Raw genomic sequence first — 15,882 nt, forward strand, 5'->3', positions numbered from 1 at the left:
TACTCTGTTCTCCTGGCTCAGGCGTAGGTATAGGTGACGTTAATCACCGCCTGAATAGTTCCTTGCGTCGCACCGCCGTTGACCGTCAGCGCTCTGACCTGTAGCGGGAAGCTGGCGGACTGGGTGGCGTCGTCGACCTGTACCTCTTTTCTCGCGCCGGTGTTCAGCGTGGTGCCGCCCTCATCCTGCAGCTCAAGCTGGATGTTGCCGGCGGTACCCTGGTTCTTGTAATAGCCGGTGGCGTCCGCCGTACCGCTGAAGCTGGCGGTGACCCGCGACGTGCCGACCGGGCAGTTGCTCAGGGTGAGCGCCACGCTGTGCCAGGGCGAAGCGGCGCCGGCGGAGACCAGGCTAAAGGTATAGAGATCGCCGAGATCGACGGTGGCGTTAACGGTGGAAACGGTACAGGGTTTGGCCACCACTTTGCCGTTAACGGTAATGGTGACGTCGGCGGCCTGTAGCGTCGGGGAGGACGCCGCCAGCATCGCGGCCAGCAGCCATCCGGAATAGGTCGGGTTCATCAGCGCCTCCGGTTACTGAAATTCAAGCGTGAATGTTGCGGTTGCATTAACGTGTCCGGCGGTCACCGGTACCCGGGTGGCCATCAGCCGGGCGTAAAAGTTCAGCGTGTTGGTCTGGCCGGGGGTCAGCGTGGTCCAGGGGATCGCTGACGATGCGGCATTGAGCGGCAGCGCCGTCTGCTGCGCGTCAAGGATCTGCACGCCCATCCCCGCCGCCGCTGAGGCGCCGCCGTCGAGCTGTAGCAGGTCGGTATTGATGCTGTCGGCAACGCCAACAAAGCCGACCTTCACCGCGGTAACCGAGCTGCCGCAGGGCGACAGCACGATACGAAACGGCACCAGCGGCGTGGTCGCCCCAACCGCATGGAACTGCTTCGCGGCGTTATCCATCAGGTCGACGGTAAAATCTTTCGACTCGCCCGCCACGGCGCAGGCGTTATCCCGAACGTAGCCGCTGATGGTGATGGTGCTGTCCGCCGCGCTGGCATTGTTGACCGCCAGCGATACGAGGGCGCTCAGCAGATACAGGGTTTTTCTCATCATGGTCTCCTTAGCGGCACTCGGCGGACAGCGGGATCAGCATCTGGTTCTGTTTTTCCGGCGGCAGGCTGTAGTCAGCCTCGCAGCTGGCGTTCGGACCTTCGCCCCATTTCGCCCGCACTTTGCCCGCCAGGGGCATCCCGCTCAGGTAGACCTGGCCGTTATCGGCGACGATGCTGCTGGCCTGGCTGCCGTCAGAAGTCACCAGCGCGCCGAAGGGAACCGGCTTACCGTTGTAGATGAGAGACATCAGCAGCTTGAGCCCGACGTGGGCTTTAAACTCCGCGCGGACAATCGCGCCGTGGGTCGGCACCACGCTGGCCACCGCATCGTCCAGGTCGACGTTATCGGCCAGGCTGTTGGTGTCCAGCGCCACCCGGTTTTCCCGGTATTCGGTGGCGTAGGGCAGCACGGCGTAGCCGCGCCAGTCGGTCTGAACCCCGGTCTGGTTTTCCACTTTGACGTTGTCTGCGCCGGGGGCTTTGATCAGCACCACCGTGTCGTTCATCGGCTGGCTCAGCGTGACGCCGTCGGCGTGGGCCAGCACGCCGCCGCTCAGGCCGTAGTACAGCTGTTTGATGCCGTCGCTGCGGCTGTAGCCGACGTTGGCGTTGCCGTAGCCGCCGCGGTAGTTCAGCGCCGCGTAGCCGGTGCCTCCGCTGTTGCCCTCACCGCCGCCGGCGTAGCCGGTCTGCATGCTGTAGCTCAGGTTGTTGCCCTCCAGCAGCGTGCCGTACAGCCCGGCGAGGCTGGTGGTTCTGCCGTTCAGATCGTTGGACATGCTGTAGCTGGCGCTGGCGTGGCGCCAGGCCGATTTGCTGTCGGAACGCAGCCAGTGGCTGAACGGAATATTGACGTTGACCGCCAGCATCTGGTCGCGCCCCTGCTGCCAGGCGTTTTTGGTCAGGCTGTAGCTGAGCGTCCAGTTGATATCGTCGATGGCGGCGTTGAGTCCTGCCTGAAGCTGCTGATCGGCCTTGCCGGTGCCCCAGTAGGTCTGGTGGCTGCCGCTCAGGTAGAGCGTGGCGGTGCGCCCCAGCTGCTGGGTGACGCTAAGCTGCACTTTGCCGCGCTTGTTGTAAGCGAGGTTGTAGTAGTCGGTGAATTTAGGCTTCACTTCAATCACCCCGTCCTGGGTCTCGACGTTGTAGCCGCTCATCCGGCTGTAGGTGGTATCGGCGAAGCTGAAGTAGCCGCGCGTCGAGTAGCGGTAGCCCACCAGCTGAATATTGGTGCCGGTATCCGTCAGCGACTTGTTATAGAGGAAACGCACCGACTGCCCCTGATGCTCGCTGTCATCGGGCAGGGTGGCGTTGGCCTGGGTGACATCCAGCGACAGCGCGCCCAGGTCACCCATGTTTTTCCCCACGCCGAGGTTAAAGGCGCGGTAGCGGTCCGCCAGCTGGGTGCCGCCGTACAGCGTCCAGCCCGCCGGAAGGCCGTGCAGCAGGGTGCCCTGGAAGAACTTCGGTTTCTCCTGCTGATTGCTGCCGCTGCGGTACTCACCGGCGGTAACGGCATAGCGGGTATGGCCCTCGCGCTGGAGCACCGGAACGGACGAGTAGGGGACGGTGAACACCTGGCTGCTGCCGTCGGCCTCTTTGATGGTCACCTGCAGGTCGCCGCCGTTGCCTGCGGCGTAGAGATCGTTGATGGTAAACGGGCCGGGCGGCACCGTGCTCTGGTAGATCTCATAGCCGTTCTGTTTGACCGATACCTGAGCCGTGCCCCGGGCAATCCCGTGAATGACCGGGGCGAACCCCTTCTGGCTGTCCGGCAGCATATTGTCGTCGGAAGCTAGCTGCGCGCCGCGGAAGTTAATGCCGTCAAAGACGTCGCCGTTGGTGTAGCTATCGCCCAGCGTGAGGCGCGAACGCAGTAGCGTAATATCACGCTCAAGCCACGAGTTGATATGCTGCCATTTGTTTTCATTGGTCGTCGAACTGCCGCTGCTGCTGTAGCTCCATGTGGTGTTGTCGCGCAGGCGCCAGGCGCCGAGGTTCAGCCCGCTCTGCAGGTTCAGGTACGCGTAGTTGCTGCTGCCGCCGACGTCGTTGTGCACGTTGTTGCCGGTGAAGTTGTAGTTCAGTAGCCCGGCGTTAATTCCGTGGTCCCAGAGCTCAGGCGGAATATAGCCGCGGGCGCGGTTGCCCATAAACGCCTGGGGCACGGTCAGATACAGCCGCTGCTGCCCGGCATCAAAGCGGGTGGTGGCGTCCTTGATCATCTCGGTTAGCGGTACGCAGGCATCCGCCGCCAGCACGTCGATTCCGGCAATGGCCGCGGTATTCACGCCCATGCTGGCCAGCTGTCCGCGGGTCAGGCAGGGGGCCAGCCCGTGGCCCTTTTCAGCGGCATTAAAGGTGATATCGCGGGTGGTCATATACCCGTCATTCAGGTAGATATCCGCGCGATAGGTACCCGGCGGCAGCTCCTGGCCCTTTTCAAAACCGGACAGATCCGCCACGGCGGCGGGATCGTCCGCCAGAAAGCGTGGGTTGAAATAGAGCTCCGCCTGCGCGTAAAAAGCCGGTGAGGAAAGTAAAAGGGCAAGAGGGATCTGCGCGAATACGCGAGCAGATCCTGGAGTCATTCGCCGGGAGCCCAAGTGGTCGAGTCCATATTTCAGATGTGACATAGTCCCTCCGGTCCAAAGTCGCCCGGCCATCGTTATTTTTTTCGTTCAGGGGGAGAGCGCTGCTCCCCGGTCAGTTACTGCATGACGCCTTTCATACGCGGGGTGAGTGCGCCGTAGTCGTTAATCGTCCGGTATGTAATCTCGCGACCTGCATCGGACGGTAAACTGACGCTGGCTTCGCCCATCGGCGGGACCAGCGCATTTTTCAGCACCCGGGTTCCGGCGTTGAGCTCGGTGACCGTCTGGTAATAAGGGGTTGGGTTAATCAGCGTGAGTGAGCTTCCGCTGCGGCGGAACTTCAGCTTTTCCGCGGCCTGATCCGGCGGTAGCGCCAGTTTGGCCGGGCGGTAATAAAGCTTGATACGGCTGATAATCGCCAGCTGTAGCGTGTTTTCGCTGAGCTTTGATTTATCCATCGATGGAATTGCTTTGACGTTCATCCAGAACAGCGTTTCCCGGTCCTGCGGCAGCCGGCCGTTGGTGGCATCGAGGATGCGCAGAGTATTCTCTTTCTTCCCCTGCATGGCGAACAGCGGCGGGGTAATGACAAAGCTCCCGTCTTTCGCGCCATCGGCGTTCTCTACCCATGACTGGATCAGATAGGTGCTGTCGTCGTTATTGGTCACCGCCAGCTGAGCCTGTTTCTGTCCGGCCGGATAAATCACGCGGGTCGCGCCCAGCGCCACGCCGGCCTGCGCCTGAGCGGTAAAACCGGCGGTGGAGAGCAGCAGGAGTCCTGCCAGTAAACCGCGCATCCCGCGCGTGGTAGCCCGTCTATTTTTCATGCTTATCTCTTTCTTTCTCACGGTGAATTCCTGTTACCGGCGCTGATTACTGGTAGGTCAGGGAGAACCAGGCCTGAGCATTTGCCGCTCCTCCGGTGACCTGATTCCCGGTGGAACGATATTTGGCGACAAAATGCAGCGTCGTTGGCCCCGTGTGCAGCTGCGTCCATGCCCCTGCGGGCGCATTGAGCGGGATCTGACTGCCGGTTTTATCAAACAGGGCAACGCCAATGCCGGTCGCGATCCCCGGACCCTCGCCAACCGAGAGGACGTCCGGATTTTTACCATCGGCGACGCCGTGAAACGCCACGCCAACGCGCTGGCTCACGGCGGTACTGCACTCCTGCAGGTGAATATCGAAGGGGACGGGATTGGTGTCCTCCCCGGCCGAATGAAACCGATTGCTGCTGATTTGCCCCATCTTGACCGTCATCTGCCGGTCGCCCGCTTCAACGCGACAGGACTCGGCAATGACTATCCCCTGAAAGCGCATGTTCCCGCCGGGCAGCATGGTGTCCCACTGGTTTCCTGCCAGCGCCAGCGGTGGGAGCAATAAAATCAACAGACCAGACTTCATTCTTTGCATCGTTATCACCCTTACTCTTATTCGGATAACGGGCCGTCCTGGCCCGACGCGCTTCCCTGCCTGATGAAAAAATTACTCGTACTGCACTTTAAAGGTGGCGTCAGCGTTAGCGGTACCGGCAGTGGCTGCGGCAGTCGCGTAGTAGCGAGCCTGGAACGGGATAACGTTAGTGCCATCGTTCAGCGTGGTTTGCGCGCCGAAGGCGGCGCCATCCAGCGCCAGCGGGGTACCGGTACGGTCAAGGATCTGTACGCCGACGTTAGTCGCGCCGCCCGCAGCGGAGTTCTGCAGGGCCAGTACCGTTGGGTTGGCGCTGTCAATCGCCGTGCCGGTAAACGCGACGGAGGCTTTGGTGGCGACGGTGGTATCACAATCATTCAGCTGGATATTGAAGCCGACAGCCGTGCTGGTGTTACCTGCGGTCGCCAGCTTTGCAGAACGAACCTGGCCTAACTGAACGGTCTGGTCGATAGAACCAGCATCGACTGCGCAGGCCGCGTTAACCACTTCCCCTTTAAAATGCACCGTACCGCCGTTCACCGTAACGGTATCGGCCAGAGCCGCAGCAGAACTCAGGGACAGTGCTGAAATAACGATAAGTGCTAATTTGTTCATGATAAAACTCCTGTTTATGAATAATCCTGAAGCTATGCTTCACTTAAAAAAACATTTATTGTTGAAAAATAACTTTTGAAACGTAATCCTGTTTTTACAACCTAATTTATTCATCAGGTTGCGGCGGTGCGTATAAATAGTCTTAAGTTTCACGCCAAACTCTTCTGCGATCTCCTGGTTGCTTTCCCCTCTGCTTAACATGCTTAACATCTGCTTTTCACGCAGGCTTAGCCGGTACTTTGTATGATAATTTCCTGAGGTTTCTTTCTTTAAAAAGAAATTCAGGATGCTTCTGGTATTACTTTTTTTGTCCAGTACGGTTATTTTTTCAAATAGCTCGGACTTATAAAAAGCTAAGTCGCTGGATGCGAAGGCAACAATGTTTTTATTTGAAAAATAAATCCACTCCGAACCCGAAAGGTCGTTAGAGTCCAAATCTATAATCAAAAAGAAATTGTCAATAAACTCTACTCCAAGCAGTTCAATCAGGCCCAGAGTGAAATATTTATCCTTAGATAAAATATTAGTTGATAGATTCATATCTGAACGCGATCTCATCCTTGGGTTGACCTTTAACTCATCGTTAATAAAACCATTCAGCGAATTGAGAGTAATCTAACATCACCCGTCTCAATGAGGCATGCAGCTGAGGCTCTAAAAGATGTAACCACTACAAAGTTATCATTTTGTGGGTGTTTTGTTTGTGATTTTAATTGTAAATGGCGTTAAAGGTTTATAATTTGTTTTTTTATAGGTTTTTGTAAATTAAAAATGATAGGGTTGAGTTATCATTAAGCTCTGAACAATAGGCACACTCTTTGTATTGGAATTTTCTTAGGGAACATTCCTTGATAAACGTCTGACATCTTTATCTTTAGCCAATCAGATTTCTTTTTATCTGCCTGTGTATATCCCTATAGAGGTGTGCAGATTCTCGCTTTTACGCTGTCTTCAGGACGCTTTCAGCTGATACATCCCGATAGCATCAAATATCTCACCGTCTGCGATTTTCAGCTTTATTTTTCGGCCCCATAAGCGTCAGGGGAAAATAAGCATCTCCCTTTCTTACCGGTGGCCTAAATCCTCCAGGGTGCTTAGGACTTAACCTATATTATTCGGGAGGTCCCGTGTGGACGATTAAAACAACGGATACGTTTGCCTCGCTCGATGATACCGATCGAGCCAGCGTGCTTGCAGCGCTGTTGGTCCCGCGGGAAAAGGGGCCGGGTTTGTCCAGACCGTATGCCGATACGCTTAGAGGCTCCCGCTACGGCAGCATGAAAGAGCTGCGTATTCAAAGCCGGGGCGATCCGATTCGGGCGTTTTTCGCTTTTAACCCGGCCAGGACAGGTATTGTGCTTTGTGCCGGAAATAAGGTCGGTAGTGAAAAGCGTTTTTACGATGAGATGCTCCCGATTGCCGATCGGGAGTTCACGAGCTGGTTGAACACACTTAAAGAGAAGGCGTAACGCGATGGGCAGAACGCTGGAACTGCTTATTACGGATGAAAAAACCGAAGTCGCGGCCGAAGCTCAGGCGATGGCGGCAGACATCCTGCTCAATATCCACCTCGCCGAACTGCGTGAAAAAGTCCAGAAAACTCAGGTGGAAATGGCGCAGGCGCTGGGCATCAGACAACCGACCGTTGCAGTAATGGAAAAACCAGGGCGTGACCTGAAGCTCTCCACGCTTAAACGCTACGTTGAAGCGACCGGCGGTAAACTGCGCCTTGATGTTGAACTGCCTGATGGTTCCCACTACGGATTTGTACTGTAAACACAGACGCTCCCTGAAGTGGGGCGTCACCCCCTTTCATCCGTCTGAATTGTTCTGATTTTGTTGCCATTTCCTGACCTGTCATTTTAATGATAAAAAAATGAAGGGCCTGCCAGGCGGGAAGATATCTTTGTAAGCACACCCGTTTTAGTTCCACGCACTTTTTGAGATTTCCGGGGTTTCAGGCATCAGTCGGTACTCTTCCGGTGTCAGGTTATTCAGGGATTCGTGGGGGCGCTCGCCGTTATATTCAGCCAGCCAGCGCTCTGTAATTTCCCGTGCTTCATTCAGTGTTCTGAACAGATAAAAATCCACTATTTCTGTTCTGTATGTCCGGTTGAACCGTTCGATAAAGGCATTCTGCGTTGGCTTGCCGGGCCTGATAAACTCCAGCATCACACCATGCTCTTCTGCCCATTGTGCCAGCGTCAGCGAGACCAGTTCCGGACCGTTATCCATCCGCATCTTTAGCGGATATCCGCGGTTTGCCACGATCCTGTCCAGCACTCTCACGACCCGCTGCGCCGGGATATTCAGGTCAATTTCGATCGCCAGTGCTTCGCGGTTAAAATCATCCACCACGTTGAAGGTCCCGAAGCGTCTGCCGTACACCAGCGCATCGTGCATAAAATCGATGGACCAGCTCTGGTTCATCGCCTCTGGCGTCGCCAGCGGAGCCGGATTACGCACTGGCAGGCGCTGTTTTCCCTTACGGCGAAAATTCAGTTTCAGCAGGCAGTAAATCCGGTGAACGCGCTTATGATTCCAGCTTTTGCCCTGCCTGCGCAGCACCTGAAAAAGCTTTTTAAATCCGTATCGTGGATAGCGTTCAGCCGCCACGGTCAGCGCCATAATGACTGGCTCATCACGTTGCGTAACCGGCTGATAACGAAATACCGTCCTGCTCAGCGACAATATCCTGCATGCCTGACGTAAGCTCATGGCAAACTGCGCGGTCAGATAGCTGACCAGCTCACGCTTTATCGCTGGTTTTAAAGCTTTTTTCAATAACGTCTTTCAATGCGCGGAACTCGAGACTCAGGTCCGCAAACATCTGTTTCAACCGGCGGTTTTCATCTTCGAGGTCCTTCATCTTTTTGATATCAGAGGCTTCCATACCGCCGAACTTCGCTTTCCAGTTGTAGTACGAGGCCTCAGAAATCCCGGCTTCGCGGCACACATCTTTGACGGTGCGTCCGGCTTCGACGGACTTCAGAACGGCAATGATCTGGTGTTCGGTGAATCGGGCTTTGCGCATGGCGATCTCCTCCAGGAACATAATCAGCATGCAGGAAGATCTCTAAATGTGAATGGTCCGCTTTACCGGGATGCTTACAGAATGACCACCTATTTTTTCTGCTTTTTTATTTCTGTACACAAGTCGAGTACTATGATTTGGGGTTATTAAACTAGCAAAAGCGGCTGAGCTTCGGTTGTGTGTGGGGTTAGATTGAAAATGCTGTCCAATTTTCTGAATACCGCTCCAGTTGACGGTTTGAGCGGTTTTCACATAATTGATGACTGGTAGCATTATTTATGCGTAGATATAACATTAGTTATAAAATTTAATATTGAATCAAATCCAGAAAAATCTATAGATTTATATTCTTTTCTAATTATTTTTTCCACGAAGACACTTTTACTATAATGCATTGTATTATCTGTATCATTGTCCGGATGGAATGTTTTCCCATCCAGTTTTCTAGATAACAATTCTTCTGTGAAAAAGTCTTCTATTTTGCTACTATCATTACCGTTTATGAGTGGAGTCTTAATTAAGTATAAATTCTTTGTTATGAAATAAAATCCATCTTTCTCTTCTGCGTTCTTGTATTTTCCCCTTATAGTCGGGACTAAATTAGAACTTCCGCTATCATTATCAGTAAGAATGATGACTGGGTTTTTTAATAAGGGTTTTTTGTATTTTTTTAATTTTCCATCATATGATTCAATGAATTTTTTTATCGAGCTGGTTCCATTCAATAAATCTAACAAGTGATTAACTATATTAGTTGCTGCTAGTATCTGTATTTTCAGTAGTTTTTTGCCTTCCGTCTCTTCTATCAAACTTGGGTAGTGATTGCTTCTGGATTTTATTGCATATTTCATATAAGCAACATCAGTCTTCCCTTCGCAGATAATTATCGGCTTATTATTAGCAACAAAATATTTATAAAATAAAAAGTCAGCATACATCCGATCACTAGCATCTAATAATACACTGCCCTTAGCATCTCTTTTAACTTTACCATGATGAATGGTTATTTTTCTTGTGCTGTATATATAGTTTAACATCCCGCCTAACTGCTCTTGTGACCCTTCAAGGCTTTCACCATCAGATAGTTTTAAGTAAAACTCATTTGTGTTGAACAATTGATGAACCATCGACTTTACAGTGCGCCGGTATTCCGATGGAACATTCACAATTTTGTTTACAACTAACCCCGTAACATCTTGTCGCGAATCACAATACTGTAATCTAGTTTTTTTATCGTTAACAGAGAATCCAGAACGGAGAATTTCTTTCCTAACCCGCCTACCCGGAATCCATGTATTTTTTGCACTTTGCCTTACAATATCAGATGGAAAATCAGTTTTATTTGTAGAGAATGTGAGATCATCTGCATATCGAGTATACGTGCAACTATTTGTAGAAGCCAGTTTTGCTAAACGAACGTCAAGAATATTCAATATAAGATTCGAAATTACGGGCGAACAAGGACTTCCTTGAGGTAATCTCCCTTCATGGCAGGCGATTTGTGCTAAGATCGTTGCAGCTTTCTCATTTAAATTGAAATAATTATTTTTAATAAAAAAACCACGCACTCGGCCAAAATTTATTGTGCCAAAAAAATCCGTCAAATCAATATTAAATACTAAACGTTTATTCCTATGCTTGCTTGCATTTGTTATTATTGTTTTCCCTTTCGTAAATCCATGTGATATTTTATTACCTCTATGCATCCCATATATTTCTTCCAAGCATTCACTTAGCTGGCAGGCAAGTATTTTTTGTAGCGATTTTAATTTTTCATTCGGTGCATTTATAATTCTCACTCCACCACTTTTCTTATGAATCTCAAAGGATTTGTATTTGTTTTTCTCAAAATATAGTGAATAGGCTAAGTTTTTTGGCTCACAACCAAGGAATATTGCCACATCCCTCAAACTTTGTAATTGTGATATTTCTGTTAGTTTTGACATAATATTTAGTATATAGTAAATATAAAAGGTCTATAAGCACTCTTACCGCACTAAGGTCAATCATTCTGGCGGCGATTCCCTGATTGCTATGGGGCGGTTGTCTCCAACCTTTTCTTCACTTATCGCGATACGCGACACAAAATCTGCTTATAGACCAAGCACTTTTTAACATATTGACCAGAAAAAATCAAGAACCAGTTTGGAGCACCACAAGTTGACCGTTTTTACCTCAAGCTGCAAATAGTGTTTGTTTTCAACCACTCAGTAAACTTCGTAAGTTATTGCGAATAAGGCTGACAATATCGCTTATAGATAGTCCATGTAAACGAGCCAACTCTGCTACAACATTTGCTACATCTGCAGGTTGTGACGGTCTGTCACCGGTACGGGTGAATGGACCATCAGTTTCCGTCAGCATCCGCTCCAGCGGTATAGAAAGTACCATGGGAATATGTTTTGCGTTACTAAGCATTCCCGCATTAAGAGAAAAGTAGCAGCCTAACTCTAAAGCCCGTTTTGCCTCGTTCGTTGTTCCAGTGAACCAGTGAAGAACGATTTTTCCGCGCCCTGATGGTAAATGGGCTTCGATGAGATCGAGTACAGCTTTGACTGACCTAACACTATGAACTGTTATGATTTTATCGCCAGCTTGGGCACATTGCTGCAATATATGCTGAAATACTCTCTTCTGTGCATCTAGCGACTTGAAAAAACGAGGACCAGCATCCAACCCAACTTCGCCAACATACCGTGTTTCTGTAAGATATTGGTCCCATAGCTCAAGTTCGTTTTCATGTTCCGCAATCAATTGAGGGTGTAATCCTAACGCTGCTCTAACATACTTTGTACGTAGTGCAAGCTCGTGATTGCGCGGCCAAGCACGGGGAGTTGTGGTGACTGCTAATGTAAATACTTTGGCTTCTTCCGCACCTCTTACAGCCGCAGAATGATCCGGATAGAGATCTAAGTGGCAGTGGAAATCCACCAGTCCTTTAGTTGCATTCATGTAAATATCCTTTTCAACAAGGCCTCGTTGCGACACCATCAATGAGTCGCTCAACTTCAGCAAGCCCACGCCTGTAGACACCAGCTAGCTGTTCAAGGTGCATTGTTTCATCCGCGAGTGAACCCGGCTTATGAATCAATATATTGGCAAGTTGCGGGTTTCCTTTCAGGCGCGCTATAGCGTATTGAAAGGATCTGACCTGCACGCCAGTTGCTTGGCGTGTATCCAGGGGCTGCGCATGGAGATCTGTCACTGTATATACCGTTGGATCACTATCTGAACCCCATGCTGCCATCAATGCTGCACGACGGATCAAACATGGCAGACAATAACCACATTGTTCAATGCCATGTCCTAACCACCGGGCCTTGGCGGGAGATGAACATGATAATGAATCTGAAACTAGTTTTTTTAAAAGAGAAGGGTTTTGGCAAGACGAAGCCATTTCTCCTTTAGTTTTATCCCAATACGGATTTTGAATTTCGCCATCAATACCGAGTATGGTAAGCAACTCGTTCCATCTCGCCATATAATAAGGGTGTGTAGTGCGAGTACTGTTTGATCCCAATCGTAGTGGATCCAATGGCACATTGAGGGCAATTAGTCCATTTTCAGGGACGCGCAAAATGAAATGCTCCCCTAGTCCAGTTCCTGCGAAAACGCCAAGAGCAAAGAACAAGAACGATCTGCCTCGAGTACTGCTTTCTGAACTCACACCTTCTACAAGCCCTTCCTCAAAAGTCATACCAACTCGTAATCTCTCGAAAGAAGACGTGTTGTAATATCTTTTTAAACCAGCAAATAGCTTACTTTGCGCGTCACTAGTTGCACCTTCTCCGAAATGACTAACCAGAAGAGGAGTGGCTCCATTTTCCAGCGTGTCTATAGCCCCAATTAAGCTATCAAGTCCGCCAGAAAACAGACCTACAGAATCAAACGGGTGAGCTATCAAAGATAGTGGTGCTTCTTCGGCAATAGTAGCAAATCGCTCAGGGCGTGGCCTGAAATCGATAGTCCAGCGATCGCCGGTAAGAAAATCAAGAGATTTCTTGATGGTTGGCGCTGCTGAGCTCCAGATAGAAGGATCACTCACTGGCACTATCAATCTAATCTCACGTGTCCATGAATCTTGTGACTGCTCAACACGAGATATTCGTGTGTCAGCAGCATGAACGTGGGCAGCTAACACTAACAGATCAATACCCATTTCTGAGGGATATATGCCGATATCTTTCAAACTGAACAGTGAATGACCAATGCCATAATCCAAAGTCTGTTTGCCAGCGATGAGCTGTAGATAAGTTATCTGTTCATCAATACCAGCTACTGCGGCAAATGAATCATCGTAGCCGAAATGACCAACCAGGAGTTGTCGTTTCATTGATTATTAGCCTCTGCTTCACCAAGCGCCTGTAAAATCCCGAATGCAGACTCATAAATGGTATCCACGAACCCTTGAATTTGTTCTGGGGTAAGATAATGAGTCTCCGTTTGAGCACGAGCCAGTGCATCGTTTACTCCACCACGGATGAAATCACGCACCTGCTGCTCAACAAGATGTGCAGAATGAGCATTTATAGGCATGGACACCGCTTTGGTTCCGATATCATTACATATACGAGCTTCAATCGCATGAGTGGCATATAGTTCGAAAACGGTATGCATTTGATCTGGTGTAAATGTATTCAGATCCGTGAGCCCTTCGCCCGCAAGCTCTACGATAGTCTCAATATATGCTTCGCGAGCAATCCCTTCATCCACTGTACCTGCACCAGGGCAGATATAGTCGGCTAGCCCAACAAAAATTTCTGTTATTGGGCGACCTGCCAGAGATTCTAAATCCAGTGAGCGTAGCGCTTCATTAACACCTCTTGCTTGCGCATCTGCCAAGAAACCAAGGAGTCGTGCGCTCGCTCCTCTGGACGCGCCCATACGTTGTGCAGCCTGGCGAGCACCGCCTGATGACGTTGAGACATATTTCGATATAGCTCGTCCAAGGCTTGCACGATCAGTACCTCCAGATCCTGCAAATCGCGTGAAGTTGTTGCGTGCACCTGAGAAACGTTGCGGATCCGCTGCATTAGGTATTGGTGGATGATTTGGAGGCGTTAGTGGTTCAGGGCTATCTGTTGGCTGATGGTCGCCAGGTCCAGTGCCATTATCTGGTGGAGATACCGGGGGGTCGTTATCCAACCATGATGGAATAAGTGGAGTCCCGCCACTAGGTCCTCCATAAGCTGTTGAAGTTCCCATTAATATGTTCCCTTATGACTTTTAAGCGCTGCTTCGGCTGCGACTTTGAGGCTGATATTAGTAGTGATTTTGCTCCAATTCCCCAGCAACATAGTTAATCTTGTTACGCATTCGGTGTCTTTTATGACATTTTGCCAACCACTTACAACCCAAGGACCGGACTTATGTTTTGGCAAGGCCTCCAGGAAATCCATTAGCTGGCTCTGTAGGTTTGGTTGCGCTTTTACAAGAACGGTCAAGCCATCAATTCCAGCCGGTTTGATATCAAAAGTGGCTGTACTCATTATTTTGCTACGAACTGCTTCGAAGACTTTCTCGGCTTCAGGTTGTACAAGCTGCTTCAATTCTGACTCATAACTTTGGACAGTCATTTTCCCGCCGAACAATTTCTCGACCACTTCGGCTAAGTGACCCAGAACTGATACTGGGCCAAAATAATCTTTTTTGTCCTTTGTGACGAACAAGTAGGGCCGTAAGTCGAGACCTGATAGCTTTGGTGGGAGTCGAGCCCAGTCATTTATCGTTTCTGAAGATTTCCATTCAGTCAAAACCGCACTATCGGGAGATAATAATACTTCATCGGTTTGTTTTTCCTGTGGTTTATCATCACTGTTAGCGGTTATTGCAAGAAATGTCTCAAGTGCTTCGAGATCTTTGCAGAATCCTTCCGAATGAACCGCCGCTACAAGAGCAATTTGTTCGAATAATCTTGGGATAAAGCGTTCTGCGAGCATGAGTTTTGCTAACACGGGTAGTTTGATATCATCGCCAAAACCTCGTGCTGTTGCTGTGCGCTCGCGTAGCAAAAGGGTATTAAGAAAACGCTTGATTTGCCGGGGATTGCCTTTTGTACCGCTCGCCAGAATTGGTCCGATTTGGTCACTCAGGATAAGGGCATTATTTGCTTTATCGGCTTGCTGACCGAGAATTGATTTTACTGTGGCAGCGTCCAATCCACCGCTGGTCCAGGGACGTTTCAGCTTTTCCCTTGCAACGGTGATTAACCTTTCATAGTCTGGGTTATTCTCACCTATTTCTGCACCAGCAAGCAGTAATGTGACATAGATGCGCGTTTCTGTTTCACCCAGAGCCGGGATTCGGAATGGGACTTGGATGAGTTTTTCGAGATAATTACGAGCATAGTCCCGTGGCCCTGTGGTATCTGGTAAGTCAGGAAAGTGCTTACGCACAGAGTACTCAATCATTGCCTCATCTGCAGCGACTACAAATGCCGTTCGTGCGGTAAACACAAATAGGCGAATAGCTTCAAGGGTTTCAATGGCTGTGTCAGGCAGGCAACGGTCAAGGTCGTCGACCAATACCACGAGTTGATTGATACCTGCATCTTTCAGAAGTTGATCAAATGCCTTACGGAATGTTTCCACTTCCATCGGCACATTATTTGTTTCTCCTTCTTTCACTACCGCCTTTACTTCATCAATGGCGATAGAGATATTTTCCTTTGTGACTAACTGGGCGGGATTTGCGACTAGAGCTTCCAGGGAGCCAACAATGGCTCCAATTTGTCCTGGTGTTGGAACACCTGTGAATGCAGTCAATGCCAGACCACCAGCTCGTTTGGCAACCTTTAGCCAGTTAATGCTGCGGAATACGTCTTTGATAGCGCCTTCAACTTTTTTCAACGCCGGACGTTTTTCTACTAACCCCGAGACGATGCCTTCGATTAAAGCGATTTTGGCATCTTCAAATCCTTGGAAACGCCATCCATTGAATTTTAAGCACAAAACATCATCTTTATCCGAAAAGCCGGCTTCGATCATTTCAAGTACGCTGGATTTTCCTGCCCCCCAATCGCCATGAACACCAATCGTCACAGGGTGATTAGGTTCCTCACGAAGCAGCCCGATAATAGTCGAAGCAATGGCTTCGTTATTCAATAGATCAGTTTTTGTTTCGTTATCAGCCAGGATCATCTGTTCTCCTTGTTGTTCAGCATT

The 15,882-nt window shown here is 50.2% G+C and carries 15 protein-coding genes; 2 read left to right on the forward strand and 13 right to left on the reverse strand.

Features of this window, described 5'->3' with window-relative positions:
• Positions 1 to 17: 17 nt before the first annotated feature.
• From ABLU88_RS02955 to ABLU88_RS02985, 7 genes are all read right to left on the reverse strand, one after another.
• Entirely contained in the window at positions 18 to 521 is a 504-nt protein-coding gene (locus tag ABLU88_RS02955; protein ID WP_025106063.1) for a fimbrial protein, read from the reverse strand.
• Between the two features lie 12 nt (positions 522 to 533).
• A complete protein-coding gene (locus tag ABLU88_RS02960) occupies positions 534 to 1,061 on the reverse strand; it encodes a fimbrial protein (RefSeq protein ID WP_014229993.1) in 528 nt (175 codons plus the stop codon).
• A gap of 10 nt (positions 1,062 to 1,071) precedes the next feature.
• Positions 1,072 to 3,699 (reverse strand): fimbrial biogenesis usher protein, encoded by a 2,628-nt coding sequence (locus tag ABLU88_RS02965; RefSeq protein WP_285924261.1) that lies wholly within the window; start codon positions 3,697 to 3,699, stop codon positions 1,072 to 1,074.
• 74 nt (positions 3,700 to 3,773) lie between these two features.
• Positions 3,774 to 4,454, reverse strand: coding sequence for a fimbria/pilus periplasmic chaperone (locus ABLU88_RS02970; RefSeq protein WP_170927896.1), 681 nt, complete (start codon positions 4,452 to 4,454; stop codon positions 3,774 to 3,776).
• 76 nt (positions 4,455 to 4,530) lie between these two features.
• Positions 4,531 to 5,070: a fimbrial protein gene (locus ABLU88_RS02975; protein WP_014838896.1), complete on the reverse strand. Its 540-nt coding sequence runs from the start codon at positions 5,068 to 5,070 to the stop codon at positions 4,531 to 4,533.
• Positions 5,071 to 5,142: 72 nt separating this feature from the next.
• Positions 5,143 to 5,685: a type 1 fimbrial major subunit FimA gene (gene fimA / locus ABLU88_RS02980; protein ID WP_014229989.1), complete on the reverse strand. Its 543-nt coding sequence runs from the start codon at positions 5,683 to 5,685 to the stop codon at positions 5,143 to 5,145.
• A gap of 39 nt (positions 5,686 to 5,724) precedes the next feature.
• Positions 5,725 to 6,225 (reverse strand): LuxR C-terminal-related transcriptional regulator, encoded by a 501-nt coding sequence (locus ABLU88_RS02985; RefSeq protein ID WP_009653324.1) that lies wholly within the window; start codon positions 6,223 to 6,225, stop codon positions 5,725 to 5,727.
• 587 nt (positions 6,226 to 6,812) lie between these two features.
• Here ABLU88_RS02985 and ABLU88_RS02990 point away from each other — a divergent pair.
• Both ABLU88_RS02990 and ABLU88_RS02995 read left to right on the forward strand, forming a co-directional pair.
• A complete protein-coding gene (locus ABLU88_RS02990; protein WP_348836146.1) occupies positions 6,813 to 7,154 on the forward strand; it encodes a type II toxin-antitoxin system RelE/ParE family toxin in 342 nt (113 codons plus the stop codon).
• Positions 7,155 to 7,158: 4 nt separating this feature from the next.
• Entirely contained in the window at positions 7,159 to 7,461 is a 303-nt protein-coding gene (locus ABLU88_RS02995; RefSeq protein WP_348836147.1) for a helix-turn-helix domain-containing protein, read from the forward strand.
• A 147-nt stretch (positions 7,462 to 7,608) separates the two neighbouring features.
• Here ABLU88_RS02995 and ABLU88_RS03000 read toward each other — a convergent pair.
• From ABLU88_RS03000 to qatA, 6 genes are all read right to left on the reverse strand, one after another.
• Positions 7,609 to 8,719, reverse strand: a protein-coding gene (locus ABLU88_RS03000) for an IS3 family transposase (RefSeq protein WP_348836148.1) whose coding sequence is annotated in 2 segments (ribosomal slippage) — positions 7,609 to 8,467 and positions 8,466 to 8,719 — 1,113 coding nt in all. Because the reading frame shifts where the segments join, the coding sequence is not laid out codon by codon here.
• 272 nt (positions 8,720 to 8,991) lie between these two features.
• Positions 8,992 to 10,665 carry a retron Ec67 family RNA-directed DNA polymerase/endonuclease gene (locus ABLU88_RS03005; RefSeq protein WP_348836149.1) on the reverse strand — a complete coding sequence of 558 codons (1,674 nt, stop codon included), beginning with the start codon at positions 10,663 to 10,665 and terminating at the stop codon, positions 8,992 to 8,994.
• 253 nt (positions 10,666 to 10,918) lie between these two features.
• Positions 10,919 to 11,671, reverse strand: coding sequence for a Qat anti-phage system TatD family nuclease QatD (gene qatD / locus ABLU88_RS03010; RefSeq protein ID WP_348836150.1), 753 nt, complete (start codon positions 11,669 to 11,671; stop codon positions 10,919 to 10,921).
• 13 nt (positions 11,672 to 11,684) lie between these two features.
• A complete protein-coding gene (gene qatC, locus ABLU88_RS03015) occupies positions 11,685 to 13,052 on the reverse strand; it encodes a Qat anti-phage system QueC-like protein QatC (RefSeq protein WP_348836151.1) in 1,368 nt (455 codons plus the stop codon).
• Complete coding sequence (qatB, locus tag ABLU88_RS03020; protein WP_348836182.1) at positions 13,049 to 13,759, reverse strand: Qat anti-phage system associated protein QatB; 711 nt, start codon at positions 13,757 to 13,759, stop codon at positions 13,049 to 13,051. Before qatB ends, qatC begins: the two co-directional genes overlap by 4 nt.
• A gap of 164 nt (positions 13,760 to 13,923) precedes the next feature.
• Positions 13,924 to 15,858 (reverse strand): Qat anti-phage system ATPase QatA, encoded by a 1,935-nt coding sequence (gene qatA, locus ABLU88_RS03025; RefSeq protein ID WP_348836152.1) that lies wholly within the window; start codon positions 15,856 to 15,858, stop codon positions 13,924 to 13,926.
• Between the last annotated feature and the right edge of the window lie 24 nt (positions 15,859 to 15,882).

The sequence above is a fragment of the Klebsiella sp. GW_Kp182 genome (assembly GCF_040062275.1).
Lineage (GTDB): Bacteria > Pseudomonadota > Gammaproteobacteria > Enterobacterales > Enterobacteriaceae > Klebsiella > Klebsiella michiganensis.